This is a genomic window from Pseudogemmobacter faecipullorum (assembly GCF_020539525.1).
Lineage (GTDB): Bacteria > Pseudomonadota > Alphaproteobacteria > Rhodobacterales > Rhodobacteraceae > Pseudogemmobacter > Pseudogemmobacter faecipullorum.
The window spans coordinates 1-26325 of sequence record NZ_JACDXX010000005.1; the positions used below are offsets into that span (position 1 = coordinate 1).

A 26325-nucleotide genomic window follows, 5' to 3' on the forward strand; every position below is an offset into this window, starting at 1 on the left:
GGTCGCAACGTCCGGGAATGGTTTGCCGCCCGCAACCAGTTCGCCATAATGTTCGGCGAGCGCTTCGCCGCTTGAGTATCTGAAACCGCATGGACCGGCCCAGATACACAGACTTCAGGACAGTCCCGATATATGCAGAGGAATATGCCCCAACCGTCGCTGACCCGGCCCGTATCGGATATGCCCTGGATGCTTTGCTTCCATTCTGGTCGGCACTCAAGGTTTCTCATGTGAAGGGGGAAACCTGTCGACGATATGCCAGTTCACGGAAAAAAGTGGTGCGACGCGATCCAGAAACCCGCGAGCCTGTCGAATATGCACCTGTCTCCCCTGCCACGATCAGACGTGAACTGGGAGCCATGCAAGCCGCGATCAATTATGCTCATAGAGAGGGCTACCTGACCAGCGCGCCTGTCGTTACTCTTCCGGAAAAGTCAGAACCGAAAGATCGCTGGCTGACAAGATCTGAGGCGGCGCGCCTTCTCTGGGCGGCCTATCGAGGCCACAAGGCGGGGCACCTCGCCCGGTTCATCCTGATCGGCCTGTACACAGGTACTCGCAAGGACGCGATCACGCGGATGGGCTTCACAGCCAACACGCATGGAGGTTGGTTCGATCTTGATCGCGGTATCATGTACAGAAAGTCAGAGGATGAGCGCACCACGAAGAAACGGAGGACACCCGCCCCGATTCCACGTCAACTCTTGGCACACCTTCGCCGCTGGCGCGCTAAGGGCGCTGTCTGGGCTGTAGAGTATGGCGGGAGACCTGCTGGTGATGTGAAGCGCGCCTTTATCAAGGCTGTCGCCGAGGCAGGCCTTGCATCAGTCACGCCTCATACTTTGAAGCACACCGCAATCACATGGGCTATGCAGAATGGAGTGACGACATGGGAAGCTGCAGGCTACTTTGCGACCAGCCAGGAGACCATTGAAAAGGTATACGGTCACCACTCTCCGGGCTTCATGGAATCAGCCCGCAGAGCTATGGAAAACCCTCGAAAATAGGGCTTAACTGTTACATGTAACAGTTTCTCAATAACCGTGTGGTCGCTAAGTCATTGATTTAATGGCGCACCCGACAGGATTCGAACCTGTGACCCCTGCCTTCGGAGGGCAGTACTCTATCCAGCTGAGCTACGGGTGCGCTGTGCCCTCTCCTTACCTGCTCGAAAGCCGGGCTGCAAGAGCTGAACCGCGCCTCATGCGAAGAGTTCGTGACAGAATTCAAGAGCTTCCACGAGAGCATCGACTTCTGCCATGGTGTTATACATGGCGAAAGAGGCGCGGCAGCTGGCGGTGACGCCAAAATGCTGCATCAGCGGCATGGCGCAATGCGTGCCGGCGCGCACCGCGACGCCTTTCTTATCGAGCACGGTCGAAATGTCATGCGCATGGGCCGCGCCCTGCAGGGTAAAGCTGAAGATCGCCCCCTTGCCCGGGGCATCGCCCTGAATGTTCAGCCAGTTCAGCCCCTGCAGCCTCTGGCGGGCATAATCGCGCAGCCCTGCCTCATGCGCCGCGATGTTTTCCATACCGATGCCGGCCAGATAATCCAGCGCCACGCCGAGGCCGATCTGGTTCACAATCCCCGGTGTCCCGGCCTCGAAACGCATCGGTGGCGCCGCCCAGCTGATATGGTCACGATGCACTTCACGGATCATATCACCGCCGCCAAGGAAGGGCCGCATCTGTTCCATACGTTCGCGGCGGATGAAGATCGCGCCGGAACCACTTGGTCCGTAGAGCTTATGTCCGGTAATCGCATAGAAATCACAGCCGAGCGCATCCACATTGACCGGCAGATGCACCGCGCCCTGGCTGCCATCGACCAGCACCGCCACGCCCTGCTGCCGTGCCGCCCGGCAGATCGCGGCGACATCGACCACAGTGCCGGTGACATTCGACATATGGGTAATGGCGATCAGCTTCGTGCGCGGCCCGATCGCATCGATCACCGCCTGGGGATCAAGCGCGCCCTCGGCATCGCATTCGACCCATTTCAGCACCACGCCCTGACGCTCGCGCAGGAAATGCCAGGGCACGATATTGGCGTGATGCTCCATGACCGAGAGCAGGATCTCATCGCCAGGCTGCAGGTTTTCGGCGCCCCAGGCGTAAGAGATCAGATTGATCCCCTCGGTCGCCCCCGAGGTGAAGACGATCTCCTCCTCATCGGCAGCGCCAAGGAAACGCGCGATCTTGCCGCGCACGCTTTCATATTTCTCGGTCGCCTGATTTGACAGGTAATGCAGGCCACGGTGAACATTGGCATATTCCATCGAATAGGCCGCGGTGATCGCATCAATCACCGGTTTTGGCTTTTGTGCCGAGGCGCCGTTATCGAGATAGACCAGCGGCCGGTTGTTCACCTGGCGGCTGAGGATCGGGAAATCCGCGCGAATTTTTTCGACATCATAACCCATGGCTCAAAGCCTCCGGTGACAGGAAGAGAGAGAGGAGAAACGACAGGATTAGCACCGCGACCACCAGGGTCAGCACGATCCCGAGGAAAGTTTTTCCAACCGAATCAAAGCGGTGCAGCTCGGCGATGAAATGCGAGACCAGCCAGAAGAAATAGGCGAAAGCCAGATAGCCGAACAGGTTCGCCAGCGGCGGCAGCGCGAGGGTCAGCAGGATCTGCCCCAGCTGCAGCACCAGCATGATCGCCTGCAGCCAGGCCATCACCAGCACCGAGCCGGTGAAATCGCCCTGCCCCTGGCGCCAGCGCCCGACCTGCCAGATCAGCAGCGCCGCGACCAGCAAGGCCAGGGCCTGGATCGCCGCAGTATAGAACGGGCTGCCAAAAATCTGCCGGGCAAAATCACGCCCCTCGGCGCTCAGCGCCAGCAGGCTGAAATGGATCAGCAGCGCCGAAGCAACGGCAACAAAGGCCAGGGCGGCCATAGCCGTGCCCGGCGAAGGCGTCAGGTTCAGCAAAAGCCGCATGCCGGCACGCGGCTGGGTCAGGCTGAGGCGGAACAGAGCTTTCAGCATATCCATCTTCAGCGCATCGCCTCACGCAGCAGCTGCGACCAGAGCCAGAGGAAGGCGAGCGCGATCACCACCCCGACCGCGGTCACCGAAAGACCAGGGCCGCTGAACCCGGCCAGCAGGCCCTGAAACAGCATCAGCGGCGCGGTGCAGAGCAGGGCCTGAAACAGAGCGATCCGGGCCGCCAGCGGGTCAATTTTTGCGCGAAACAGCCTGAGGATCAGCCGCGAAAGCGCTGCAACCGCATAGAAAATCAGCGGTACCATAAAAAGGAAAGCAAAGAGGTTAATGCCGAGCAATGCCTGAATACCGGGCACCTCCTCAAGCGGCAGGCCTGTCTCCTGCGCATAGGCCAGGCCCAGATGCGCCTCACGCGAAAGCCTTGGCCATTGCGCGACATAAAACAGAAAACAGGCGGCAAACAGCAGGATCAGGGCGTGTTCTTCCCCCACGCCCCGATCGAGTTTACGCCGCATCACCTGAGCCGGGCGTCGCCAGGTCTCGAAAATCTCGGTAGTGGCAGACATTTCCCGGTCCTTCAGGTCTTTGATGCGTCAGTCTTACCGGCCGTGCAGCCAGATCTCCAGACGTGCACGCACATCTTCTGCAATCGCCTCATCCTCAATCTCATCAATGGCTTCGGCGAGGAAAGCCAGAACCAGCAGAGATTGCGCCTGAGCCCGCGGCACGCCACGCGACTGCAGATAGAACAGAGCCGTCTCGTCAATCGCGCCCGAGGTCGAGCCATGCGAACATTTCACATCATCAGCATAGATCTCAAGCTCGGGCTTGGCGAGGAAGTTGCTGTCCTCATCAAGCAGCAGCGACTGGCTGATCTGATAGCCATCGGTTTTCTGCGCGGTCTGTTTCACCAGGATTTTACCCTGGAACACCCCGGTTGCACCGTTGCGCAGCACCTTTTTATAGACCTGACGGCTTTCGCAGCGCTGGCCCTGATGGGTGATGAAGACCGTGTCATCTTGCAGGAAATCGCGGCCATCGCCCATTGCGGCACCGGCGACATGGGCGATGGCATCATCGCCGATCAGCTCGATCACCGCCTCGTTGCGGGTCAGCCTGCCATTGGCGGTGACGGTAAAGCTTTTGAACTGCGCTTCCGAGCCGAGACGGGTGAAGAGATGGGTCACGCCGCGACGCTCTGTTTCCTCACGGCCCTGGCTGCGGACATGGTTGAAGCGGGCGCCATCGGCCAGCTCAACTTCCATGACGGTGTTGAAACGTGCACCAGCGGTGCCGCTTTCCAGAACCGTCAGCGCGGCGCCTTGTTCCAGCTTCACAATGTGATGCAGGATCACGTCGGAAGCCTCTGATTTATTTTCATAAACCAGAGCGATCGGCCTGGTGGCCGCGCCCGAGACCCGGATCACCAGACCGTCGGTCGCATAGGCGCTGTTCAGCGCTGCCAGCGGACGCGCCACCGGCGTCTGACCACGCGCTTCCAGCACGCCATAGAGCCCGGAGGCCCAGTGGCTATCCGAGGCACCCACCTCTGCAAGACGTTCGACCGAGACCCCGGCCGAAGCCAGATCACCGGAGGCGGCAGCGTTGAACAGGCCATCGGTGAAAACGATCTGCAGCTGGTCAATCGCCGCGAAAGCGGCTTCAGCCGCCACCGGGGCAGCCTTCACCGGTTCGACCGAAGTCAGGCTGGTCGGATCGGTATAACGCCAGTATTCCTCGCGCTTCACCGGCAGGCCCAATGCGCTCAGACGCACCCTGGCCTCTGCACGGGCCTTGCCGGCCCAGCCTTTGTTTTCAAACGAAAGTCCGGCGATCCGCGCCGCCAGAGCCTCCGCTTTCACCTGCTGAATCGCCATTACTGCACCTCGGCAAGAATGTCGGCATAGCCATTATTCTCAACTTCGAGAGCCAGCTCCGGGCCGCCCGATTTCACGATCCGGCCATTGGCCATGATATGGACGAAATCCGGTTTGATATGGTCGAGCAGGCGCTGGTAATGGGTGATGACGAGGAAGGAGCGGCCTTCCGAACGCAGGGCATTCACGCCTTCGGCCACCAGTTTCATCGCGTCAACATCGAGACCGGAATCGGTTTCATCCATCACGCAGAGTTTCGGCTCAAGCATGGCCATCTGCAGGATTTCGTTACGCTTTTTCTCACCGCCCGAGAAGCCGACATTGACCGGACGCTTCAGCATCTCGGCGTCGATCTTCAGGGTTTTCGCCTTCTCACGCACCAGTTTCAGGAAGTCGCCGGCCGAAAGCTCTTCCTCGCCGCGCGCCTTGCGCTGTGCATTGGCGGCGGTGCGCAGGAAGGTCATATTGCCAACGCCCGGGATTTCGACCGGATATTGGAAAGCAAGGAACAGGCCAGCGGCGGCGCGCTCTTCCGGCTCCATCTCCAGCAGCTCTTCGCCTTCCAGCGCGGCCGAGCCTTCGGTCACTTCATAGCCGTCACGCCCCGAGAGCACATAGGACAAAGTCGATTTGCCCGCGCCGTTCGGCCCCATGATCGCATGCACTTCACCGGCATTGATCTTCAGATCGACGCCGCGGAGGATCACTTTATCCTCTTCTTCAAGTTTCACATGCAGGTTCTTGATCTCAAGCATTTTTCTCTCCTCAGACCGGTTGCAGCAGCGCTTTGGCGTAAGCCCGCAGCCGGTCCGGCGTCAGTGTCACAGGTTCAATTTCAAACCGGGCCATACGCCCGATCATCTCTATCGGTGCCGCGATCTCTTCGGCCTGATGATAGGCCCTGCGCGGCAGGTAGTCGTCAAACAGCAGGGTCACCGGGCGGGTGATCCGATAGGCAATGGTCAGAAAGCAGCCAAGGCGAAACCTGCCGTCGATCAGCACCAGATCCGGATGAAGAAAGCCCGGTAACTCCCAGACTTTCAAAGCGTAATCCGGCCAGTGCCGAAATGCGCTCTCATCCGCCGGATGGCCCCAGTCTCGGGTCGGGCCAATATCGGCATGGTGGATGGTGACCGGAGCCTGGGACGGATGGGCGGCAAACCAGTCGCGCATCCCTTCGGCCCAGGCCCGGTCGGATTCCACCGACCAGACCGCACAGCCAGCCTCAGCCGCGACAAGGGTCGAGCCGCCGGAGCCATATTCCAGCACCACCTGAGCCTCGGCACAGGCGGCTTTCCAGGCCCTGGCTTCCGCCTCGGGCATGGTCAGCCGGGGGCGCTGAAGGGTTCCGCTCACGGCCCGCCCCCAGGCTCAGCCGACCGAGCCTTCGAGGCTGATCGCAACCAGGCTCTGGGCTTCCATCGCAAACTCCATCGGCAGCGCCTGCAGCACCTCCTTGCAGAAGCCATTCACCACCAGCGCCACGGCCTCTTCCTCATCCATACCGCGCGAGCGGCAGTAGAACAGCTGATCATCATCAACCTTTGAGGTGGTCGCCTCATGTTCGCAGCGCGAGGAATTATTGCGCACTTCGATATAGGGCACGGTATGGGCGCCGCACTGATCGCCGATCAGCAGGCTGTCGCACTGGGTATAATTGCGCGAGCCGGTGGCCTTGGGATGTACCGAGACCAGACCGCGATAGGTATTCTGCGCCTTACCGGCCGAAATGCCTTTCGAGACGATGCGCGATTTGGTGTTCTTGCCAAGATGGATCATCTTGGTGCCGGTATCGGCCTGCTGCATATTATTGGCGATGGCGATCGAGTAGAATTCGCCCTGGCTCTCATTGCCGCGCAGGATGCAGGAGGGGTATTTCCAGGTGATGGCCGAGCCGGTCTCAACCTGGGTCCACATGACCTTGGCGCGGTCGCCGCGGCAATCGGCGCGTTTGGTCACGAAGTTATAGATGCCGCCCTTGCCTTCCTCATCGCCGGGGAACCAGTTCTGCACCGTCGAATATTTGATCTCGGCATCTTCCAGGATCACCAGCTCCACCACCGCCGCATGCAGCTGGTTGGTGTCGCGCTGCGGCGCGGTGCAGCCCTCAAGATATGAGACGTAAGAGCCCTTTTCCGCGATGATCAGCGTGCGCTCAAACTGTCCGGTGTTTTCGGCATTGATACGGAAATAGGTCGAAAGCTCCATCGGGCAGCGGGTGCCTTCCGGGATATAGACGAAGGAGCCGTCCGAGAAGACCGCCGAATTCAGCGTGGCAAAGAAGTTATCCGACTGCGGCACCACGGTGCCGAGATATTTCTGCACCAGCTCGGGGTATTCGCGCACCGCTTCTGAGATGGAGCAGAAGATCACACCGGCTTTTTTCAGCTCTTCCTTGAAGGTCGTGCCGACCGAAACCGAGTCAAAGACCGCATCCACCGCGACCTTACGCTCTTCTTCCGGCACTTCGACACCTGCCAGAATAGCCTGCTCTTTCAGCGGGATACCAAGCTTTGCATAGGTGGCCAGCAGTTTGGGATCGACCTCGTCGAGCGATTTGGGCTTTTCGGCCATGCTCACCGGGCGGGCGTAATAATACTGATCCTGATAGTCGATCTTCGGATAGCTGAGCATCGCCCAGTCCGGCTCTTCCATCTTCTGCCAGCGGGCAAAAGCGGCCAGACGCCAGTCGAGCATCCATTGCGGCTCGCCGTTTTTCTCGCTGATCAGGCGAACGATATCCTCATTCAGCCCTTTCGGCGCATATTCGGTCGCAATTTCGGTTTCCCAGCCGTGCTTATATTTGCCGGCCATCGCCTCGACGGCTTCGACCGTCTCGCGATCCACGCCTTCGCGGATATCGTCGCGCTCTTCGCGCAGCTGGTCACTGGCCACATGGGTATTCATCGTTTCACTCCAATCCTCATGCGGCTCGCGCACGAGCCTTCGCATAAGCCCGGGTCCAGGTTTCAGAGAACCGCAGGACGTTTTCTTCAGTGACGCCAGGACCGATTGAGATCCTGACCATTTGTCCGGCCTGGTCGCCATAGCCCATGGCGCCAAGCACTTTTGAGCCGCGCACCTTGCCCGAGGAGCAGGCCGATCCGGCAGAAATGGCAAAGCCCGCGAGGTCGAGCGCCATCACCTGGGTTTCGCCGCGCCAGCCTGGCGCGATGAGGCAAAGCGTATTGGGCAGACGCTCTGCCCCTTTGCTGACCGAGATAATGTCACTGGCCCCGGCAAACAATGCTGATTCCAGAATATCGCGAATTGCGGCAACCTCTTCCCAGACCCCATTGGCCAGGTCGCGTGCCGCCGCTTCGGCTGCGGCCGCCATGCCGGCGATGCCGATCAGATTTTCGGTGCCCGAACGGCGCCCCATCTCCTGACCGCCGCCCCTGAGTTTTGCCTCGACATCAAGGCCGCGCTTTAACAGCAAAGCGCCGATGCCACGCGGCCCGCCGAATTTATGCGCCGAGACCAGCCCCATATCGCAGCCCAGCCAGTTCCAGGCGAGCGGCAGCTTGCCCATGGCCTGGGTCAGGTCTGAAACCGCAAGCCCCTCGGGCAGGCTCTGGACGATGCCGGTCTCGGGATTGGCCAGCTGCAGGGTGCTGGCGGCGGGATCGGGAACCTCAACCCTGCCATCGCGCCCCACCGCGAGGCGGTCCTCACACCAGGCCGAAACCGCCGAATGTTCGATCCCGGCACAGGCCAGGCCGCGCCCGGCCAGGGCCAGAGCCGAGGCTTCGGTGGTGCCGGAGGTGAAGACCAGATCCGCGCCATCGGCGCCAAAGGCCGCCGAGATTTTCGCGCGGCAATCTTCCAGCAGCGCCTTTGCCGCCCGCCCCTCACCATGCACCGAGGAGGGATTGCCCGACACATCCATGGCTGCAATCATCGCCGCCCGGGCCTCAGGCCGCAGCGGCGCGGTTGCATTCCAGTCAAGATACAGGCGCTCGGCCATAAACCGTCCTAACATTCCCTGCCGGGCTCTTCCCGGCGCTGCGGGGCAAAGCCCCGGTTACACTTGCCTGACGCGCGGCGGCGCAGGCTCACTCTTCATCGACCACCCGGAACAGGCCCGGCACTGCCGGACAGGGGGTGAGGTCGTTTTTCACAATGTCTGAGAGCCGCACCTGGTGCAGGAAGACATAGACATTGGCCGAAAGGCTCTCCCACAGACGGTTGGTCAGCGACTGGGCCCGGGTGCCGGAAATGCCGCCCGTGGCCCCGGCCCCGGTATGCATCGCATCCACCGTCTCCTCGACCGCCTCCAGCACTTCGCTGACGCGGATGGCATCGGCCGAACGCGCCAGGCGATAGCCGCCGCCCGGACCCCGCACCGCCTCAACCAGGCCGGCACGGCGCAGCTTGACGAAAAGCTGCTCGAGATAGGGCAGCGAAATATCCTGACGGCGCGAGATTTCGGCCAGTGAGACCAGCTCATCGGCCGGGGCCGGCTGGCCCGCCGCCACCACTTTCGCCGCCTTTTTCGCCGCCTCGCCCTCCATCAGCGCCAGATCCGCGAGCGCAACCATGGCATAGCGCCCCTTGGTCGACAGTTTCATTCCACCCTCCTGACCGCTGCCTCCCCCTGAGAGGCAGCGGATCACGCCCCGGCAGAGCTGCCGGCAGGCGCCCCTCTGAAGCAATTCCATTGACGCCGCAACCTGGGGCCATTACCTCAGGAGCGAACCCTAAGGCCTGCCTGGCACGGCCTTTAGAACTGTTCTAAAATATCCGGGGAAATTCGTCAAGTTTTCTGGCCGGACAAATCAGGCGAGACCTATGCCCGAAGTTATTTTTGCCGGCCCTGATGGCCGCCTCGAAGGCCGTTACCATTCGCAAAAAGAGCGGGACGCGCCGATCGCTATCATTCTCCACCCGCATCCCGCCTATGGCGGCACGATGAATAACAAGGTGGTCTATAACCTGCATTACGCCTTCCACAATCTGGGCTTTAACGTGCTGCGGTTCAATTTCCGCGGTGTGGGCCGGTCGCAGGGCGAATATGATCAGGGTATTGGCGAGCTGTCGGATGCGGCTTCCGCGCTCGATTATCTGCAGGCGATGAACCAGAATGCCAAAGCCTGCTGGGTGGCGGGTTTCTCTTTCGGCGCCTGGATCGGCATGCAGCTGCTGATGCGCCGTCCCGAGATCACCGGCTTCATCTCGGTGGCACCGCCGGCCAATATGTATGATTTCACCTTCCTCGCGCCCTGCCCCTCCTCGGGTCTGATCATCAATGGCACCAATGATAAAGTGGCGCCGCCGAAAGACACCCGTACCCTGGTGGGCAAGCTGCATGAGCAGAAGGGCATCACCATCACCCATACCGAGGTGGAAGGCGCCGATCACTTCTTCAAAGATGAGGAAGCGCATATGAAGCCGATGATCGACACCGTTTCGGGCTATGTCGCCCGCCGGATGACCGAGACCACACGCTGATGTCGTCCTACATCCAGGAGCTTGCTGATGCGCTGGCGCGCGACGTGCTGGCCGCCCAGGGCGAGCTTCAGGATGACCGCTTCTATGAGCAGGTCGGCCGTGTACTCATGGCCGCCTCGCCCACGCTGCAGGAAAGCTTCATGACCTCGATCCGCATCCGCCTCGCCGAGGCGCGCGGCCGCGCCTTTCTGGAACGCAGCCTGAAAGCAAAGCGCGAGGGTGGCGAGGCCCCGCCCGCGCCCCGGGATGTGAGCCTGTGACATGGCTGATCTGACGCCAGACGGGCCCTCTGTGCGCATCGCCGCGCAGATGGCATTTCTGACCGAGGCCGACCGGCTGAAATCGGTGCTGCGCGCCTCAAAGCTGGCCGATGGCTCGCGGCGCGAGAATTCGGGCGAGCATTCCTGGCATCTGGCACTTTATGCCATGACCCTGGCCGATCATGCGCCCGAGGGGGTTGATATTACCCGCGTCATGCGGATGCTGATCCTGCATGACCTGGTCGAGATCGATACCGGCGATGTGCCGATCCATTCCAAGAATGGCAGCGTGCATCACAGCGCCGCGACCATGGCGGCCGAGGCCCGCGCCGCCGAGCGGATCTTCGGCCTGCTGCCCGAAGATCAGGCCGCCAGCTTCCGCGCGCTCTGGCTTGAGTTTGAGGCGGGTGAAAGCCCGGATGCGGTCTTTGCCAGATCGCTCGACCGGCTGCAGCCGGTGATGCAGAATATTGCCGGCGGCGGCGGCTCCTGGCTCGAATACAGCGTCACCTGGCCGCAGCTGAAAGAACGGGTCGGCGTCAAAATCGCCCGCGGCGCGCCCGAACTCTGGGACTGGGTGCGCGAAAAGGCCCGGCCCTGGTTTCCGCATCAGGACTGATCTGCACGACGCGTGGGCGGCTGCAAAAGCGGGGCATAGCAGGACCAGTCCCGCCGCGCCGCGCCCTGTACCCGCCTGCGCCCTGCCCGCCTGCTCCGCCATCGACTGGCCAGTGCAGGCCGCTGTGCAAAAGCCCGGTTGCCTTTTCACCGCCAGGGGGGCAGTGAGGCCCGATGTCACAGACCGCAAAACATTCTGCTCTCGATGATGCCCAGGGGCTGATTTTTGGCACGCTGATGTGTGGCCTCGGGCTGCAGTTTCTGACCCATGCCGGGCTGATCACCGGCCAGACCGCCGGGCTGGCCTTGCTGATCTCTTATGCCAGCGGCCAGAGCTTCGGCCTGATCTTCTTTCTGGTGAACCTGCCCTTCTACTGGCTGGGCTATCGCCGCATCGGCCTTGCCTTCACCGTCAAAAGCCTGATTGCGGTCAGCCTGCTGTCGCTGATCTCGGCCCTGCTGCCGCAATATCTCGGCTTTGCCAAGCTCGGGCCGCTGCTGGCGGCGCTGCTGTTCGGCTTTGTCACCGGCGCGGGGCTGCTGGCTTTGTTCCGGCATGGCTCAAGCCTCGGCGGCATCGGCATTGTCGCGCTGATGATCCAGGACCGAAGCGGATTTCGCGCCGGCTGGGTGCAGATGCTGTTTGACCTCGCCCTGTTCGCGCTGGCGCTGATCTGGCTGCCCTGGGAGCGGGTGCTCTGGTCCCTGCCCGGCGTGGTGATCCTGAACCTTGTGCTGGCGATCAACCACCGCCGCGACCGCTATATCGCGCTCTGACACCCGCCGCAGCCGCGCATTCTGCGCAGATCTGTCATGCAGTGAAGGCATTGGTCGCGCGCCGAGGCAGCTGCTAAAACCGGGTCATGAGTGCTGACCTTTATTCCCCCCGCCGCTACAGCCGCTTTGAGGATCTGCAGGGCATTATCATCGCCTCGGCCCAGGCGGCGCTGGGGATTTTCCTGCTGCGCGCGGCGGGACTGGTCACCGGTGGCACAGCAGGCACGGCGCTGGTGCTGTCCTATCTGATGGGCTGGAATTTCTCGCTGACCTTTTTCGCGCTGAACCTGCCGTTCTTTGCCTTCGCCTGGCTGGCGCGCGGCCCGGTTTTCTTTTGCAAAAACATCGCCACCGTTACCGCCGTCTCGCTGATGACCGAAGCGATGAAACCCTATCTCCTGATCGACAGCATTCACCCCGGCCTCGCCGCGCTGATCTTTGGCATCAGCGCCGGGGTCGGTCTGCTCGGCCTGTTCCGCCATGCCAGCTCGCTCGGCGGCGCTTCGATTGTGGCGCTGATCCTGCAGGACCGCTTTGGCATTAAGGCCGGCTGGACCCAGCTCGCCCATGATGCGGTGCTGTTTCTGATCGCGGCTTTCCTGTTTCCGGCGACAATGGTGCTGTGGTCGCTGCTCGGGACGGTCATTCTGAACCTTGTCGTGGCTTTCAATCACCGCCGGGACTGGTATGTGGTGAGCTGAACTAGCCAAATGCCGCAACTTGCTGTATTCGCGGCAGCGCAGCAAACAGGACAGCCTTATGGACCTTCGCAATATTGCGATCATCGCGCACGTTGACCACGGCAAGACCACCCTGGTCGACGGGCTTCTGAAACAAGCTGGCACCTATCGTGAGGGCCAGGCCACGACTGAACGCGTGATGGACAGCAATGACATCGAACGCGAGCGCGGCATTACCATTCTCGCCAAGGCAACCTCGGTTGATTACGAGGGCCTTCGCATCAATATCGTCGACACCCCCGGCCACGCTGATTTCGGCGGCGAGGTTGAGCGGATCCTGAATATGGTCGACGGCGTCGTGCTTCTGGTCGATGCCGCTGAGGGCCCGATGCCCCAGACCAAATTCGTGACCTCGAAAGCCCTTGCGCTCGGCCTGCGCCCGATCGTGGTGCTCAACAAGGTCGACAAGCCCGATGCCGAGCCCGAGCGGGCGCTGAACGAAGTGTTTGACCTCTTCGCCAATCTCGGTGCCAGCGACGAACAGCTTGATTTCCCGCATCTTTATGCTTCGGGCCGGTCCGGCTGGGCCGATGAATCGCTCGATGGTCCGCGCAAGGATCTGAAGGCGCTTTACAATCTGATCGTGAAGCATGTGCCCTCGCCGCGCCAGGCGGTGAAGAAGGATGAACCCTTCTCGATGCTGGCGACCACTCTGGGCGCTGACCCCTTCCTCGGCCGCCTGCTGTCGGGTCGCGTCGAAAGCGGCACCATCCAGGCCGGTGCCTCGCTGAAAGCGCTCTCGCGCGATGGCGAGCGGATCGAGCAGTTCCGTGTCACCAAGATCCTCGCTTACCGCGGCACCACCCAGACCGTGATTGATGAGGCCGTGGCCGGCGATATCGTCACCCTCGCCGGCATGACCAAGGCGACCGTGGCCGATACGCTCTGCGATCTGTCGGTCGAGACCGCGATCCCGGCCCAGCCGATCGATCCGCCGACCATCACCGTCACCTTCGGCATCAATGATTCGCCACTGGCGGGCAAGGATGGCAATAAGGTGCAGTCGCGGGTGATCCGTGACCGCCTGATGAAAGAAGCCGAGCAGAATGTCGCGATCAAAATCGCCGACACCCCCGGCGGCGAGGCCTTTGAGGTTTCGGGCCGTGGCGAATTGCAGATGGGCGTTCTGATCGAGAATATGCGCCGCGAAGGCTTTGAGCTGTCGATCTCGCGCCCGCGTGTGATCTTCCAGGAAGAGAACGGCGTTCGCATGGAGCCGGTCGAAGAGGTCGTCATCGATGTCGATGATGAATATTCGGGCGCTGTGATCGAAAAGCTGACCGGCGAGCGCAAGGGCGATCTGGTCGAGATGAAACCGGCCGGTGTGGGCAAGACCCGTATCATCGCCCATGTGCCTTCGCGCGGGCTGATCGGCTATCATGGCCAGTTCCTCACCGATACCCGTGGCTCGGGCGTGATGAACCGTCTGTTCCACGGCTGGACCCCGCATAAGGGCCCGATCCAGGGCCGTCGTCAGGGCGTGCTGATCTCGATGGAGAACGGCGTTTCGGTGGCCTATGCGCTCTGGAACCTGGAAGAGCGTGGCAAGCTGTTCATCGGCGCTCAGGAAGCAGTCTATGAGGGCATGGTCATCGGCGAGCACAGCCGCGACAATGACCTTGAGGTGAACCCGCTGAAGGGCAAGAAGCTGACCAACGTCCGCGCCTCGGGCACGGATGAGGCGGTGCGCCTGACGACGCCGGTCCGCTACAGCCTGGAAGAGGCGATTGCCTATATTCAGGATGATGAGCTGGTTGAGGTGACGCCGAAGATCGTGCGTATCCGTAAGCGCTATCTCGACCCGCATGAGCGCAAGCGTCAGAGCCGCTCGGAATAATCCGGTCAGATCTGACTGCTGCGAGAGATAAAACGGCGCCCTTGTGGGCGCCGTTTGCTTTTGCAGGACGGTGCCGGAAAAGCGCTGGGGGGCTGGCAGCCCCCCCGAATCCCGACCCCGGACCCCAACCCCCGAACCTCTGACCTCTGACCCCCGGATCTCTGGGGGATATTTTCAGACAGATGAAAGCAAAAGCCCCCCGAAACGGGGGGCTGAGGGGCGTGATACTGACCTGGCTGCCAGGTGCGGCCTATTCAGCGGCGACGCGTCTGCTCTTCAGCATCGGCGCCAGATAGCGCCCGGTATGGCTGGCCGCAACTTTAGCCAGCTTCTCGGGCGTGCCCTCGGCGACCAGAGTGCCGCCGCCATCCCCGCCCTCCGGCCCGATATCGATCACCCAGTCGGCGGTTTTCACCACATCGAGATTATGCTCGATTACCACCACGGTATTGCCCTGATCGACCAGCGAATGCAGCACTTCGAGCAGCTTGCGCACATCCTCAAAATGCAGACCCGTGGTCGGCTCATCGAGGATATAGAGCGTGCGGCCGGTGGCACGGCGGCTCAGCTCTTTCGACAGCTTCACCCTCTGGGCCTCGCCGCCCGACAAGGTCGTCGCCTGCTGGCCCACCTTGATATAGCCAAGACCCACTTCGCACAGCGCCGCCATCTTGTCGCGGATCGAGGGCACCGCCTGGAAAAACGCGAGCGCATCTTCACAGGTCATATCAAGAACATCGGCGATGCTCTTGTTTTTGAACTTAACTTCCAGCGTCTCACGATTATAGCGCTGGCCGCGGCAGGTCTCGCAGGTGACATAGACATCGGGCAGGAAATGCATCTCGATCTTGATCACGCCATCGCCCTGGCAGGCCTCGCAGCGCCCGCCCTTGACGTTGAACGAGAACCGGCCCGGCCCATAGCCGCGCGCCTTGCTTTCCGGCAGGCCCGAGAACCAGTCGCGGATATGGGTAAAGGCCCCGGTATAGGTCGCCGGATTTGAGCGCGGTGTGCGGCCGATGGCGCGCTGATCGATATCGATCACCTTATCAAGATGCTCAAACCCCTTGATGGTCTCGCAGGGCGCAGGCGTCTCATGCGCGCCATTAAGCTTGCTGGCGGCGGTTTTGAACAGGGTCTCAATGGTCAGGGTCGATTTACCGCCGCCCGAAACCCCGGTGACGCAGGTGAATTTGCCCAGCGGGAAATCAACCGTCAGATCTTTGAGGTTATTGCCAGAAGCCTTTACAACGGTGAGCTTTTTCCCCGATCCCCTGCGCCGTTCCTTCGGCACGGCAATCTCGCGTTTGCCCGAGAGATACTGGCCGGTGATACTGTCAGGATTGGCCGCCACCTCGGCGGGTGTGCCATGCGCCACCACCTGGCCGCCATGCACGCCGGCGCCCGGGCCGATGTCATAGACATAATCGGCCTCGCGGATCGCATCCTCATCATGCTCAACCACCAGCACGGTATTGCCTTGATCGCGCAGGCCTTTCAGCGTCGTCAGCAGCCGGTCATTATCGCGTTGATGCAGCCCGATTGAGGGTTCATCCAGCACGTAAAGCACGCCGGTCAGCCCGGATCCGATCTGCGAGGCCAGCCGGATCCGCTGGCTTTCGCCGCCCGAAAGCGTGCCGGCATTGCGGGCCATGGTCAGATAGTTCAGCCCGACATTCACAAGAAAACCAAGGCGTTCGCGGATTTCCTTCAGAATGGCGCGGGCGATCTCATTTTGCTGCCCGCTCAGGCTATCGGGCACGGTGCCGATCCAGTCATGGCTTTCCTGGATCGATTTCTGCACCACCTGACCGATATGCAGCCCGCCGATTTTCACCGCCAGAGCCTCGGGCTTCAGCCGGTAGCCGTTACAGGCCGAACAGGGCCGGTTGTTCTGATAGCGCTCCATTTCCTCGCGCGACCAGGAGCTGTCGGTCTCGCGGTAACGCCGTTCGAGATTGGGCATAATGCCCTCAAACAACCGCCGCACTTTATAAACCCGGCCCGCCTCATCATAGCTGAAGTCGATTTCTTCGCCCTTGGAGCCATTGAGGAACAGCTGGCGCACGCTCTCGGGCAGATCGCGCCATTTGGTCTTTTTATCAAAGCCATAATGTTTAGCGAGGCAGTCGACGGTCTGGGTGAAATAGGCCGATTTGGTTTTGGCCCAGGGGGCAATCGCGCCCTGGGGGATCGAGAGGCCATGATCGGGCACCACCAGTCGCTCGTCAAAGAACAATTCGGCCCCCAGCCCGTCGCAGGAGGGGCAGGCCCCGAACGGCGCATTGAACGAGAACAGACGCGGCTCGATCTCGGCAATGGTAAAGCCCGAGACCGGGCAGGCGAATTTCTCGGAATAGGTTTTGCGCTCGCCGGTCTCATCGGCCATCTCAATAATGGCAATGCCATCGGCAAGGTTCAGCGCGGTGCGGAAACTATCGGCCAGCCGGGTCTCGAGGCCTTCGCGCACCACGATCCGGTCAACCACCACATCGATATTATGGCGGAATTTCTTATCCAGCACGGGCGGCTCTTCCAGCTCATAAAAGGCGCCGTTTACCTTAACGCGCTGGAAACCCTGTTTGCGCAGCTCGAGGAATTCTTTCTTATACTCGCCCTTACGGTCGCGGATGACCGGCGCCATGAGATAGGCCCGCGTGCCCTCGGGCATTGCCATCACCGCATCGACCATATCCTGAACCTGCATCGCGGTGATCGGCAGGCCGGTGGCCGGGCTGTAGGGTGTGCCGACCCGGGCATAGAGCAGGCGCAGATAATCATAGATCTCGGTCACCGTGCCGACGGTCGAGCGCGGGTTTTTCGAGGTGGTTTTTTGCTCAATCGAAATCGCGGGGCTGAGACCGGAAATATGGTCAACATCCGGTTTGCCCGCCATATCAAGGAATTGCCGTGCATAGGCCGACAGGCTTTCGACATAGCGGCGCTGACCCTCGGCATAGATCGTGTCAAAGGCCAGCGAGCTTTTGCCCGAGCCCGACAGGCCGGTGATCACCACGAACTGGTCGCGCGGAATGCTGACATCGACACCTTTGAGGTTGTGCTCGCGCGCGCCACGCACCTCGATAAACTTCTGTTCCGCCATAATACCAGCCCCGAGATTTATCCGCCGGATCAGCCCTCCCGGATCCGCTTCGCAGAGATAGGGGGAAATCCGGCAATTTCCAAGCAGAATTGGTGAACAAATTGCGAACTTCTGCCAGGAAGGCGGATTTCACGCCGATGGCGCGGCCGGCTCAGCCGCCCGGGGCGGGTCGGTGCGGTATGCCCGGTTTCGCGCCTGGGCGGAGCACAAGGGCAAACCGGGCGGTAACCCCTTCGTGATGATATCGTGAAAAGCGCAGAACTTTGCCTTCCGGTCATTGCAAGCCGCGGCCCGCCCCCCCAAAATGGCAGATGATGATGGAGACATAATGACTGATCCGACCTTGCCTCGCCGCAGCCTCTTGGCCTCGCTCCGCGCCAGCTTCCTGACCGGCCTGGTGGTCGTCCTGCCGATCGGTCTGACCCTCTATGTGGTCTGGGCCGCCATCGGCTGGATTGACGGCTGGATCCTGCCGCTGATCCCCGCCAGCTATCAGCCCGATGCTTTGCTGGGCTATTATCTTGGCCCGGAATATGAATTCCCGGTGCGCGGCGTCGGCGTGCTGGTGTTCCTCATCTTCACCATTCTGATCGGCTCGGTCGCCAAGGGCATTATCGGCCGTTCGGTGATCCGCACCGGAGAGACTTTCGTTGACCGCATGCCGGTGGTGCGCTCGATCTATGGCGCGATCAAACAGGTGGCCGAGACCTTCTTCAACAAGAAGGAAACCAGTTTCGACAAGGCCTGCCTCGTTGAGTTTCCGCGCCAGGGCTCCTGGGCGCTTGGCTTTATCTCGACCCGGCCCAAGGGCGAGCTGGCGACCAGGCTCGAAGCGATGGGCAGTGAAATGTCGGCGGTCTTCGTCGGGCTGACGCCTTTCACCAGCGGTATGCTGCTGTTTGTGCCGACCAAAGATCTGGTGATCCTGGAAGAGACCGGGGTGGATGATGCGGCCAAGCTGATCGTCTCGGGCGGTCTGGTCTATCCGATCCCCAAGGAGCTGCGCTGAGGCGCAGCCCCCCGGTTACAGGAACAATTCGCCCAGATTGACCGAAGGCTCATGGCCGATCTTCGCGCCATGGCGGGCGAAAAAGGCCTCGCCCGCCGCCTGACCAGCGCTGAACAGCCGCTCAATCAGCGCCTTGCCCGGCTGCAGCTTACTCGCGCCGGACAGGCTGTTCATCAGCGGATCGTCATGGATCAGATGCACCCTTACATCCTTCATCTGGCCCGGCGCGATCTGCCCGGCGGCGCGCAGCCGCTTTACAAAGGCAATCGAGCGCAGTTCTGAGAGCAGTGAGGCGTTGAAACTGATCTCGCTCATCCTTTCCTGGATCTCGACCGGGCTCTGCGGCAGGCAGTCGCGGTGCAACGGGTTTACATGCACGATCACAAGATCATCGGGCAGACCGGCGCTGTAGAGCGGCCAGAGCGGCGGATTGCCGGTGAAACCGCCATCCCAATAGGCCTCGCCGCCGATTTCGACCGCCTGGAACACACTGGGCAGGCAGGCCGAGGCCATCAGCGCCTCGGGCGTGATCTCCGCCTCGCGAAAAATCCGCGCCTTGCCGCTGCGCACATTGGTGGCGCCGACAAAAAGCTGCGGGCCGGCCGCGGCGCAGACCTCTGAAAAATCAAACTCCCGCACCACCGGCCCGAGCGGATTTTGCCAGAGCTGGCCCCAGGCATAGGGCGAGTAGAGCTGCGAGGCGAGCTGCGCCGGGCTGACCGGCAGCATCGCCGCCGTATTCTGCTGCATCAGCCGCAGCATCGGCACAAAGGGCTGAAACCAGGGCGCAATGCCCTGCAGATCCCCGATCTCGCCGATTTTTTGCCAGAGCACCGCCAGCCGCGCCCGTGCGGCCTCATGCCCGCCGCTGACGAGGCCCGCTTTCAGCGCCGCGCCGTTAAGCGCCCCGGCCGAAGTGCCGCTGATCGCGGCGATTTCGATATCGGTCTCGGCCAGCAGACGGTCGAGCACCCCCCAGGTGAAAGCGCCATGCGCGCCGCCGCCCTGCAGCGCCAGCGAGACCTGCCGCCGCGCCCGCGCGCTCACAGGGCGGTCCAGCCGCCATCGACCGAGATCGTGGTGCCCGTCACCTGGGCGGCGTAATCCGAGCAGAGCCAGAGCAGGGTGCCGCCGAGCTGTTCGGTGGTGGCAAATTGTTTCGAGGGCTGGCGTTCAAGCAGCACTTCGCGGATCACGGTCTCGCGATCCATATGATGCACCTGCATCTGATCGGGGATCTGCGCCTCGACCAGCGGCGTCAGCACATAGCCCGGGCAGATCGCATTGCAGGTGATACCCTGGCCCGCCGTCTCGAGCCCGGTGGTCTTGGTCAGCCCGACCACGCCATGTTTGGCCGCGACATAGGCCGATTTATAGGGGCTGGCGGTCAGCCCGTGCGCCGAGGCGATATTGACCACCCTGCCCCAGCCGCTGGCCCGCATCCCCGGCAGCGCCGCTGCCGTGGTATGGAAGGCCGAGCTGAGATTGATGGCGATGATCCGGTCCCAGGCCGCTGGCGGAAAGCTTTCAATCGGGGCGACATGCTGGATGCCGGCATTATTGACAAGGATGTCGCAGCCCCCGGCCTGATGCACCAGATTGCGCGCCTCTTCGCCGATTGACAGATCTGCGCTGATATAGCGCGCCTCGATTCCGAATCGCTTTGCCATGTCACTCGCGAGATCGTGATCCTCGGCGCGATCGGTAAAACTATTGAGCACCAGCCTCGCCCCGGCCCCGGCCAGAGCCTCGGCAATTCCCAGCCCGATCCCGGAGGTGGATCCGGTCACAATTGCACGTTTCCCCTGAAGATCCATGATCCGCTCCCCATGCTGCAACTGCCAAAAGACTAGCGTGCCGGTGCAGAAACGCCAGCGCGAACCAGGGGATATCCAGGGAAGAAAAAAGAAAAAAACGCCGGCGCGAGGCCGGCGTTAAGTCGTTGAGGCAGGTTTCATACAGGCAAGAAACCTATCGAGCAGTAAGATCTATATAGTCCTGTCTTTGCCGTTGGCCAAGCTAAAAGTTTGAAAAGCCTTGTTGACAGGCTTAGGGTCGCGCCGGGTTCTTCTTTTTCTGTACTGGGATCGTTTCCGGAATGCGCGACACATTAACCGTGGCCCTGCTGTCTCTCAGCCTCGGGGCCACTTTCCTCTGGCCTGCCGCTGCGCTCCATGCACAGGCAGCACATGGCATAGCTATGTATGGCAGCCCCGCACTCCCCCCGGATTTTGTGTCCCTGCCCCAGGTGAACCCGGATGCGCCGAAAGGCGGCGAGATCCGGCTGGCGATGCCGGGCAGTTTTGACACGCTCAATCCCTTTATGACCTCTGGTCAGCCGGTGCAGGGTGTGACGCCACTTGTGGTTGAAACGCTGATGGGGCGCAATTACGACGAGCCGTTTTCGCTTTATGGTCTGCTGGCCGAATCAGTCGAAACCGATGCGGCGCGCAGCTACGCAGAATTTACCTTGCGTGAGCAGGCGCGCTTCTCGGACGGCAGCCCGGTGACGGTTGAGGATGTGATCTGGTCCTTTGAACTGCTCGGCACCAGTGGCAATCCACGCTATCACGCCGCCTGGAAAAAGGTCGCCAGAACCGAAGTGACGGGCCCGCGTTCGCTGCGCTTTATCTTCACCGCCCCCGACCGCGAACTGCCGCTGATCCTCGGGCTCAGGCCGGTGCTGAAAAAGGCCCAATGGCAGGGCCGCGATTTTGAGGCCTCGGGCTTTGAACCGCTGACCGGCTCTGGCCCCTATGTGATCGAGCGGGTCGAGCCCGGCACGCAGATCAGCTACCGGCGCAATCCCGACTGGTGGGGCAAGGACCTGGCCTTTAACCGCGGCCAGTGGAATTTTGATGAGATCCGCTATGATTATTTCGCCAATCCCCAGGCGATTTTTGAGGCTTTCAAAGCCGGGCATATCTCAAGCTACCGCGAGCTGAACCCGGTAAAATGGGCGACAAATTACGACTTCCCCGCCGTCAGCCGGGGCGATGTGGTGCTGAGCGAGATCGTGCATCACCGCCCCTCGGGGATCGAGGGTTTTGTCTTCAACACCCGCAATCCCCTGTTTGCCGACTGGCGGGTGCGCGAGGCACTGATCGCCAGCTTCCATTTCGAATTTATCAGTCAGGTGATGAATGGCGGCGTGCAGCCGCGCATTGCCAGCTATTTTTCCAACTCGCCGCTGGGCATGGCGCCCGGCACCCCGGCCAGCGGGCTGGAGCGCACCTTGCTTGCCCCCTTTGCCGACGACCTGATCCCCGGCACGCTTGAGGGCTATGCCCTGCCCGTCGCAAAAGATGGCCGCGCCTGGCAGCGCAATCTGCGCCAGGCGGCAAAGCTGCTGGAGCAGGCTGGCTGGCTGGTCGATGACCAGGGCGTTCTGCGCAATGCACAGGGCGCGCCCTTCCGCTTTGAGATCCTGCTGACCACCGGCCAGGATGAGCTGGGCGCGATTGCCGCGATCTGGGTCGAGGCGCTGAAGGCGCTGGGGGTGCAGGCCGAGGTGATGGTGATCGATGCTGCGCAGATGCGCGAGCGCACCAAAGCCTATGACTTTGACGTAACCCATTACATTCGCGGGCTTTCCCTCTCACCCGGGACCGAGCAGAAGCTCTACTGGCATTCTTCGGGCGTGAATATCCCGGGCAGTGGCAACTGGATGGGCATAGATCAGCCCGCCGCCGATGCGATGATCGCCGAGCTGCTGTCTGCGGCCGATCCGGCGCGGTTTAATGCCGCCGTCCGCGCGCTTGACCGGGTGCTGACCGCCGGGCGCTATGTGCTGCCGATCTGGTATTCTGACCGTGCGCGGCTGGCTCATAAAAAACAGTTGAAATTCCCTGCAAAAATCCCACTTTACGGCGACTGGCTCGGATTTCAGCCCGATACCTGGTGGTATCAGGAAGAGTAAGGAAACCGGGGCGGGCCGGAAGGCAGCTTGCGAAACGAAGGACAGGCAAAATGAAAAAACTTATTCTGATCAGCGCTCTGCTTGCAGGGCTGGCGGGCTGCAATACCGTGGCCGGGGTTGGGGATGATGTCTCGGGTGGCGCGCGCAGCGTGCAGGGCTGGCTGGGCTGAGCCCTGGCTTTGCCTGGCCTCAGTCTGAACGGCCCTTCCCGGGCCGGCGGCTGAGGAAAATTTACCACATCTGCGGGTTTTATCCCGCTGACAGGCCGCGCAGCCCGGGGTTGCGCGGCCTTTGGCTTGCCCGGGCAAGGCCCGGCTTTTATGCCGGTTGCGATCCGACCCTGCGCAAAGGTGCCTCTCTTCATGCCCGCGACCGATCCCGCCCGTTTTAACCTTGCCGCTTATGTGCTGCATGCGGGCGCGGCGACGCCGGATAAGGTGGCCCTCGCCATCCTGACCCTGACCGGGGCCGAACGCTGGAGCTATGGCCGGCTGATCCAGGCGGTGCGCGGCTGCGGCAGCTGGCTGCTGGATCAGGGCATTTCCCCCGGTGAGCGGCTGCTGATCCGGCTTGGCAACAGCCCCGCCTGGCCGGTGCTCTACCTCGGCGCGATTGCCGCCGGCATTGTGCCGGTCTCGAGCTCGCCGCTGCTTGGCAGCACCGAGATCACCGCAATGGCGCGGCAGATCGGGGCGCGGGTGGTGGTGGCCGATCCCGGCATTGCGGTGCCCGAAGGCGCCGAGCCGCTCATGGCCGATCTTGCCGCCTGGGAGCGCTCGCTGCCCTGCGACTTCGCCTTTGGCGATGCCGGACGCGAGGCCTATCTGGTCTTCACCTCGGGCACCACCGGCCGGCCGCTGGCGGTGCGCCATGCCCATCGTGCCATTCTGGCCCGCGCCATGATGCATGAGGCCTGGGAGGGGATCAGCGCCTCCGACCGGCTGCTGCATTCCGGCGCCTTCAACTGGACCTATACGCTTGGTACCGGGCTGATGGATCCCTGGAGTGTCGGGGCCACAGCGCTGATCCCCGCAGCTTCGGTCTCGCATGAGCATCTGGGCCTGGTGCTCAGACGCCATGATGCGACCATCCTCGCCACCGTTCCCACCGTGCTGCGACGCTTGCTGCGCGGCCCGCTGCCCGCTTTGCCGCGCCTGCGCCATGCGCTTTGCGCCGGAGAGGCCCTGCCGCCCGCGCTGCGCCGTGAATGGCAGGAACGCACCGGCACGGATGTGCATGAGGCTTTCGGCATGAGCGAGATCTCGACCTTTATCTCGGGCAGCCCGGCGCGTCCGGCGCCCGAGGGCACCAGCGGCTTTCCTCAGCCTGGCCGGCGCATCGCCATTCTGGGCGAGGCCGGGCAGCTGCTGCCGCCTGGCGAACAGGGGATACTGGCGATTTCCACCGATGATCCGGGGCTTATGCTGTCTTATGACGGCGAGGCCGCGCCCGGCGGCAAATGGTTTGCCACCGGCGATCTGGTGCATCAGGACCATCGCGGCGCGGTGCATTACCATGGCCGCAATGATGAAATGATGAACCCGGGCGGCATCCGCGTCAGCCCGCGCGAGGTCGAGATGGCGCTCAGCGATCTGCCCGGCGTCACCGATCTGGCGGTGACCGAGGTGTCCCCCGCGCCGGGGCTGCGCATCATTGCCTGCTTTTATGCAGGGGAGACTGTGCCCGAAAGCCTGGCGAATGACTTTGCGGCGGAGCGCCTGGCGCGTTACAAGACACCGCGCGTCTGGATCCCGGTTTCCGGGATTCCGCGCGGGCCCACCGGCAAACTCCTCCGCAGCCGGCTGCAGGCCCTGTATCAGGAGATGCTTGCGAAAGCCTGTGAATGACCCGTCCTAATCCCTCTGCTCTGCCCGCCGTTCGTCTCGATATTTTTGCCGATCCGGTCTGCCCCTGGTGCCATGTCGGAAGGGCCAATCTGACCCGCGCCCTCGCCGATCATCCCGGCCATCCTTTCACCCGGCTCTGGCATCCTTTCATGCTCAATCCGGAGATGCCGAAAGAAGGCCTGCCCAAACGCGCCTGGCTCGAAACCAGATTTGGCGGCAAAGAGCGGGTTGATGCGATGCATGAACAGCTGCGCGAAGTAGCGCGCAAGGCCGGGGTTGAGCTCGATCCAGACCGTCCCAAACGCCTGCCGAACACGCTCGATGCCCATCGGCTGAGCCACTGGGCCGCGGTCGAGGGCCGCCAGGATGAGGTGGTGGGCGCGCTCTACCGCGCCTATTGGGATGAGGGCCGCGATATTGGCGAAGAACATGTCCTCGCCGATATTGCCGCCGAGAATGGTATGGACCGCGCCACGGTGCTGCGGCTGCTGGCTTCGGATGCGGACCGCGATGATCTTCTGGCCCGCGACCAGGATGCCCGGCAGAAAGGCGTGACCTCGGTGCCGACCTTCATGGTGGCGCAGCAATATATTGTCACCGGCGCCCAGCCCCCGGAATTCTGGGGCCAGGTGATCACGGAACTGGCAGGCCTGTGATGACACCATCCGCCAGACCCCTCGCCCCGCTGCGCCGCGCTGAATTCATCGCCCTGATCGCCATGCTCTTTGCCTCGATCGCTCTGTCGGTTGATGCCATGCTGCCCGCCATGCCGCTGATTGCCGAGCAGCTCTCGCCCGAGGCGCCGAACCGCGCCCAGCTGATCATCGGCATTTTCATCCTTGGCATGGGGATCGGCACTTTATTCACCGGGCCGCTGTCTGATGCCTGGGGCCGCAAGCCGGTGATCATCGGCGGCGCGGTGATCTATTGCCTCGCCTCGCTGGCCTGTTTCTTTGCCAACAGCCTTGAGCTGATGCTGCTGGCCCGGCTGTTCCAGGGCCTTGGCGCCGCCGCGCCGCGCACCGTAGCGATTGCCCTGGTGCGCGATCAGTATCGCGGCCGCGAAATGGCGCAGATCATGTCCTATGCGATGATGATCTTTACCATGGTGCCCGCCATGGCACCGATGCTCGGCATGGCGGTGATGAGCGTCACCGACTGGCATGTGATCTTCCTGATCTATGTGCTGTTCGGTCTGACCTCGATCCTCTGGCTGGGGCTGCGTCAGCCAGAGACCAATCCGGCCGGAAACCGCAAGCCGCTGAGCATCGCCAGCCTCGTTGCCGCCGGGCGCGAAATGGCAAAGCACCGCATCTCCTGGCTGTCGATCCTGCTGCAATCGCTGATCATCTCGGCTTTGTTCTCGACCATCCTGTCGATCCAGCAGATTTTTGAGCAGCATTTCGGCTTTGGCGACAGTTTCCCCTTCTGGTTCTGCGGCATTGCGGTGGTCGCCGGTTCCGGCTCGGTGCTCAATGCGCGGCTGGTGATGCGGCTGGGGATGCGGCGGATGATTGTCACCACGCTTTCGGTGGTCTTCACCCTGTCGCTGCTGCATCTGGCGCTGCAATGGGGCCAGGTCTTTACCGGCACCGCCGAATTCGCGGTCTATCTGATCTGGCAGGTGACGATCTTTGGCATGATGGGGCTGACCATGGGCAATCTCAACGCGCTGGCGATGGAGCCGCTGGGCCGGATCGCGGGCTTTGCCTCTTCGGTGATCTCGGCCAGCTCGACCGTGCTCTCGGTGCTGATTGCCATGCCGATTGGCCAGGCCTTTAACGGCACGCCGGTGCCGCTGATCTTTGGTGCCACGCTCTGCACCGGGGTGGCGCTGCTGCTGAGCCGGGCGCTGGCCAAGTAAGCCACATAACAGACAGGTAAAGACCGGCCGGGCCTGAGGCCCGGCCGGTCTTTTTTATCAGCCGCCATT

25 protein-coding genes and 1 tRNA gene are annotated in these 26325 nt (G+C 62.0%); 13 read left to right on the forward strand and 13 right to left on the reverse strand.

What is annotated here, in order from left to right:
- Positions 1-278 precede the first annotated feature (278 nt).
- Positions 279-1007, forward strand: a complete 729-nt coding sequence (locus H0485_RS06625) for a tyrosine-type recombinase/integrase (RefSeq protein WP_226934582.1) — start codon at positions 279-281, stop codon at positions 1005-1007.
- 62 nt (positions 1008-1069) lie between these two features.
- Here the strand turns inward: H0485_RS06625 and H0485_RS06630 are convergent.
- The 10 genes from H0485_RS06630 to iscR all read right to left on the reverse strand — a co-directional run bounded on the left by H0485_RS06630 (position 1070) and on the right by iscR (position 9402).
- Positions 1070-1146, reverse strand: a tRNA-Arg gene (locus tag H0485_RS06630).
- A gap of 55 nt (positions 1147-1201) precedes the next feature.
- Positions 1202-2425: a cysteine desulfurase gene (locus tag H0485_RS06635; protein WP_226934583.1), complete on the reverse strand. Its 1224-nt coding sequence runs from the start codon at positions 2423-2425 to the stop codon at positions 1202-1204.
- A complete protein-coding gene (locus H0485_RS06640) occupies positions 2415-2996 on the reverse strand; it encodes a Yip1 family protein (protein WP_226934584.1) in 582 nt (193 codons plus the stop codon). The genes H0485_RS06635 and H0485_RS06640 overlap by 11 nt, the downstream gene beginning before the upstream one ends.
- 8 nt (positions 2997-3004) lie before the next feature.
- Positions 3005-3520: a YIP1 family protein gene (locus tag H0485_RS06645; RefSeq protein WP_226934585.1), complete on the reverse strand. Its 516-nt coding sequence runs from the start codon at positions 3518-3520 to the stop codon at positions 3005-3007.
- A gap of 33 nt (positions 3521-3553) precedes the next feature.
- Positions 3554-4831 (reverse strand): Fe-S cluster assembly protein SufD, encoded by a 1278-nt coding sequence (gene sufD / locus H0485_RS06650; RefSeq protein WP_226934586.1) that lies wholly within the window; start codon positions 4829-4831, stop codon positions 3554-3556.
- A complete protein-coding gene (sufC, locus tag H0485_RS06655) occupies positions 4831-5586 on the reverse strand; it encodes a Fe-S cluster assembly ATPase SufC (protein ID WP_226934587.1) in 756 nt (251 codons plus the stop codon). Before sufC ends, sufD begins: the two co-directional genes overlap by 1 nt.
- A gap of 10 nt (positions 5587-5596) precedes the next feature.
- Positions 5597-6187, reverse strand: coding sequence for a class I SAM-dependent methyltransferase (locus H0485_RS06660; protein ID WP_226934588.1), 591 nt, complete (start codon positions 6185-6187; stop codon positions 5597-5599).
- A 15-nt stretch (positions 6188-6202) separates the two neighbouring features.
- A complete protein-coding gene (gene sufB / locus H0485_RS06665) occupies positions 6203-7738 on the reverse strand; it encodes a Fe-S cluster assembly protein SufB (protein ID WP_226934792.1) in 1536 nt (511 codons plus the stop codon).
- Positions 7739-7754: 16 nt separating this feature from the next.
- Positions 7755-8798 carry a cysteine desulfurase family protein gene (locus tag H0485_RS06670; RefSeq protein WP_226934589.1) on the reverse strand — a complete coding sequence of 348 codons (1044 nt, stop codon included), beginning with the start codon at positions 8796-8798 and terminating at the stop codon, positions 7755-7757.
- 88 nt (positions 8799-8886) lie between these two features.
- Positions 8887-9402, reverse strand: a complete 516-nt coding sequence (gene iscR / locus H0485_RS06675; RefSeq protein WP_226934590.1) for a Fe-S cluster assembly transcriptional regulator IscR — start codon at positions 9400-9402, stop codon at positions 8887-8889.
- A 220-nt stretch (positions 9403-9622) separates the two neighbouring features.
- Between iscR and H0485_RS06680 the strand changes: the two genes are divergently transcribed.
- From H0485_RS06680 to typA, 6 genes are all read left to right on the forward strand, one after another.
- Positions 9623-10282: an alpha/beta hydrolase gene (locus H0485_RS06680; protein ID WP_226934591.1), complete on the forward strand. Its 660-nt coding sequence runs from the start codon at positions 9623-9625 to the stop codon at positions 10280-10282.
- Complete coding sequence (locus H0485_RS06685; protein WP_226934592.1) at positions 10282-10542, forward strand: hypothetical protein; 261 nt, start codon at positions 10282-10284, stop codon at positions 10540-10542. Before H0485_RS06680 ends, H0485_RS06685 begins: the two co-directional genes overlap by 1 nt.
- Position 10543: 1 nt before the next feature.
- A complete protein-coding gene (locus H0485_RS06690) occupies positions 10544-11161 on the forward strand; it encodes an HD domain-containing protein (protein ID WP_226934593.1) in 618 nt (205 codons plus the stop codon).
- 173 nt (positions 11162-11334) lie between these two features.
- Positions 11335-11937, forward strand: coding sequence for a YitT family protein (locus tag H0485_RS06695; protein WP_226934594.1), 603 nt, complete (start codon positions 11335-11337; stop codon positions 11935-11937).
- 86 nt (positions 11938-12023) lie between these two features.
- Positions 12024-12638 carry a YitT family protein gene (locus H0485_RS06700; RefSeq protein ID WP_226934595.1) on the forward strand — a complete coding sequence of 205 codons (615 nt, stop codon included), beginning with the start codon at positions 12024-12026 and terminating at the stop codon, positions 12636-12638.
- Positions 12639-12696: 58 nt separating this feature from the next.
- Entirely contained in the window at positions 12697-14514 is a 1818-nt protein-coding gene (gene typA / locus H0485_RS06705; protein WP_226934596.1) for a translational GTPase TypA, read from the forward strand.
- Positions 14515-14764: 250 nt separating this feature from the next.
- Here typA and uvrA read toward each other — a convergent pair whose 3' ends face one another.
- A complete protein-coding gene (gene uvrA, locus H0485_RS06710) occupies positions 14765-17617 on the reverse strand; it encodes an excinuclease ABC subunit UvrA (protein WP_226934597.1) in 2853 nt (950 codons plus the stop codon).
- A gap of 328 nt (positions 17618-17945) precedes the next feature.
- Here uvrA and H0485_RS06715 point away from each other — a divergent pair, with 328 nt between their 5' ends.
- A complete protein-coding gene (locus tag H0485_RS06715; protein WP_226934598.1) occupies positions 17946-18626 on the forward strand; it encodes a DUF502 domain-containing protein in 681 nt (226 codons plus the stop codon).
- A 15-nt stretch (positions 18627-18641) separates the two neighbouring features.
- Here H0485_RS06715 and H0485_RS06720 read toward each other — a convergent pair whose 3' ends face one another.
- Together H0485_RS06720 and H0485_RS06725 are read right to left on the reverse strand one after the other, a co-directional pair.
- Positions 18642-19673, reverse strand: a complete 1032-nt coding sequence (locus H0485_RS06720) for a patatin-like phospholipase family protein (RefSeq protein ID WP_226934599.1) — start codon at positions 19671-19673, stop codon at positions 18642-18644.
- Complete coding sequence (locus H0485_RS06725) at positions 19670-20443, reverse strand: 3-hydroxybutyrate dehydrogenase (RefSeq protein WP_226934600.1); 774 nt, start codon at positions 20441-20443, stop codon at positions 19670-19672. Before H0485_RS06725 ends, H0485_RS06720 begins: the two co-directional genes overlap by 4 nt.
- A 281-nt stretch (positions 20444-20724) precedes the next feature.
- Here H0485_RS06725 and H0485_RS06730 point away from each other — a divergent pair, with 281 nt between their 5' ends.
- From H0485_RS06730 to H0485_RS06750, 5 genes are all read left to right on the forward strand, one after another.
- Positions 20725-22545: an extracellular solute-binding protein gene (locus tag H0485_RS06730; protein ID WP_226934601.1), complete on the forward strand. Its 1821-nt coding sequence runs from the start codon at positions 20725-20727 to the stop codon at positions 22543-22545.
- Positions 22546-22595: 50 nt separating this feature from the next.
- Positions 22596-22715 (forward strand): entericidin EcnA/B family protein, encoded by a 120-nt coding sequence (locus H0485_RS06735; RefSeq protein WP_226934602.1) that lies wholly within the window; start codon positions 22596-22598, stop codon positions 22713-22715.
- Positions 22716-22907: 192 nt separating this feature from the next.
- Positions 22908-24392: a class I adenylate-forming enzyme family protein gene (locus H0485_RS06740; RefSeq protein ID WP_226934603.1), complete on the forward strand. Its 1485-nt coding sequence runs from the start codon at positions 22908-22910 to the stop codon at positions 24390-24392.
- A complete protein-coding gene (locus H0485_RS06745) occupies positions 24389-25048 on the forward strand; it encodes a DsbA family oxidoreductase (RefSeq protein WP_226934604.1) in 660 nt (219 codons plus the stop codon). Before H0485_RS06740 ends, H0485_RS06745 begins: the two co-directional genes overlap by 4 nt.
- A complete protein-coding gene (locus H0485_RS06750; RefSeq protein ID WP_226934605.1) occupies positions 25048-26256 on the forward strand; it encodes a multidrug effflux MFS transporter in 1209 nt (402 codons plus the stop codon). The genes H0485_RS06745 and H0485_RS06750 overlap by 1 nt, the downstream gene beginning before the upstream one ends.
- The last annotated feature ends 69 nt before the right edge of the window (positions 26257-26325 follow it).

Coding starts and splice junctions, on each gene's coding strand:
- H0485_RS06685 (WP_226934592.1), top strand. CDS start 10,282: ATGTCGTCCTACATCCAGGAGCTTGCTGATGCGCTGGCGCGCGACGTG.
- H0485_RS06695 (WP_226934594.1), top strand. CDS start 11,335: ATGTCACAGACCGCAAAACATTCTGCTCTCGATGATGCCCAGGGGCTG.
- H0485_RS06645 (WP_226934585.1), bottom strand. CDS start 3,520: ATGTCTGCCACTACCGAGATTTTCGAGACCTGGCGACGCCCGGCTCAG.
- H0485_RS06740 (WP_226934603.1), top strand. CDS start 22,908: ATGCCCGCGACCGATCCCGCCCGTTTTAACCTTGCCGCTTATGTGCTG.
- H0485_RS06745 (WP_226934604.1), top strand. CDS start 24,389: ATGACCCGTCCTAATCCCTCTGCTCTGCCCGCCGTTCGTCTCGATATT.
- H0485_RS06670 (WP_226934589.1), bottom strand. CDS start 8,798: ATGGCCGAGCGCCTGTATCTTGACTGGAATGCAACCGCGCCGCTGCGG.
- H0485_RS06680 (WP_226934591.1), top strand. CDS start 9,623: ATGCCCGAAGTTATTTTTGCCGGCCCTGATGGCCGCCTCGAAGGCCGT.
- H0485_RS06715 (WP_226934598.1), top strand. CDS start 17,946: ATGACTGATCCGACCTTGCCTCGCCGCAGCCTCTTGGCCTCGCTCCGC.
- H0485_RS06700 (WP_226934595.1), top strand. CDS start 12,024: ATGAGTGCTGACCTTTATTCCCCCCGCCGCTACAGCCGCTTTGAGGAT.
- iscR (WP_226934590.1), bottom strand. CDS start 9,402: ATGAAACTGTCGACCAAGGGGCGCTATGCCATGGTTGCGCTCGCGGAT.
- uvrA (WP_226934597.1), bottom strand. CDS start 17,617: ATGGCGGAACAGAAGTTTATCGAGGTGCGTGGCGCGCGCGAGCACAAC.
- H0485_RS06750 (WP_226934605.1), top strand. CDS start 25,048: ATGACACCATCCGCCAGACCCCTCGCCCCGCTGCGCCGCGCTGAATTC.
- sufD (WP_226934586.1), bottom strand. CDS start 4,831: ATGGCGATTCAGCAGGTGAAAGCGGAGGCTCTGGCGGCGCGGATCGCC.
- sufB (WP_226934792.1), bottom strand. CDS start 7,738: ATGAATACCCATGTGGCCAGTGACCAGCTGCGCGAAGAGCGCGACGAT.
- H0485_RS06725 (WP_226934600.1), bottom strand. CDS start 20,443: ATGGATCTTCAGGGGAAACGTGCAATTGTGACCGGATCCACCTCCGGG.
- H0485_RS06635 (WP_226934583.1), bottom strand. CDS start 2,425: ATGGGTTATGATGTCGAAAAAATTCGCGCGGATTTCCCGATCCTCAGC.
- H0485_RS06690 (WP_226934593.1), top strand. CDS start 10,544: ATGGCTGATCTGACGCCAGACGGGCCCTCTGTGCGCATCGCCGCGCAG.
- H0485_RS06730 (WP_226934601.1), top strand. CDS start 20,725: ATGCGCGACACATTAACCGTGGCCCTGCTGTCTCTCAGCCTCGGGGCC.
- H0485_RS06735 (WP_226934602.1), top strand. CDS start 22,596: ATGAAAAAACTTATTCTGATCAGCGCTCTGCTTGCAGGGCTGGCGGGC.
- H0485_RS06640 (WP_226934584.1), bottom strand. CDS start 2,996: ATGCTGAAAGCTCTGTTCCGCCTCAGCCTGACCCAGCCGCGTGCCGGC.
- typA (WP_226934596.1), top strand. CDS start 12,697: ATGGACCTTCGCAATATTGCGATCATCGCGCACGTTGACCACGGCAAG.
- sufC (WP_226934587.1), bottom strand. CDS start 5,586: ATGCTTGAGATCAAGAACCTGCATGTGAAACTTGAAGAAGAGGATAAA.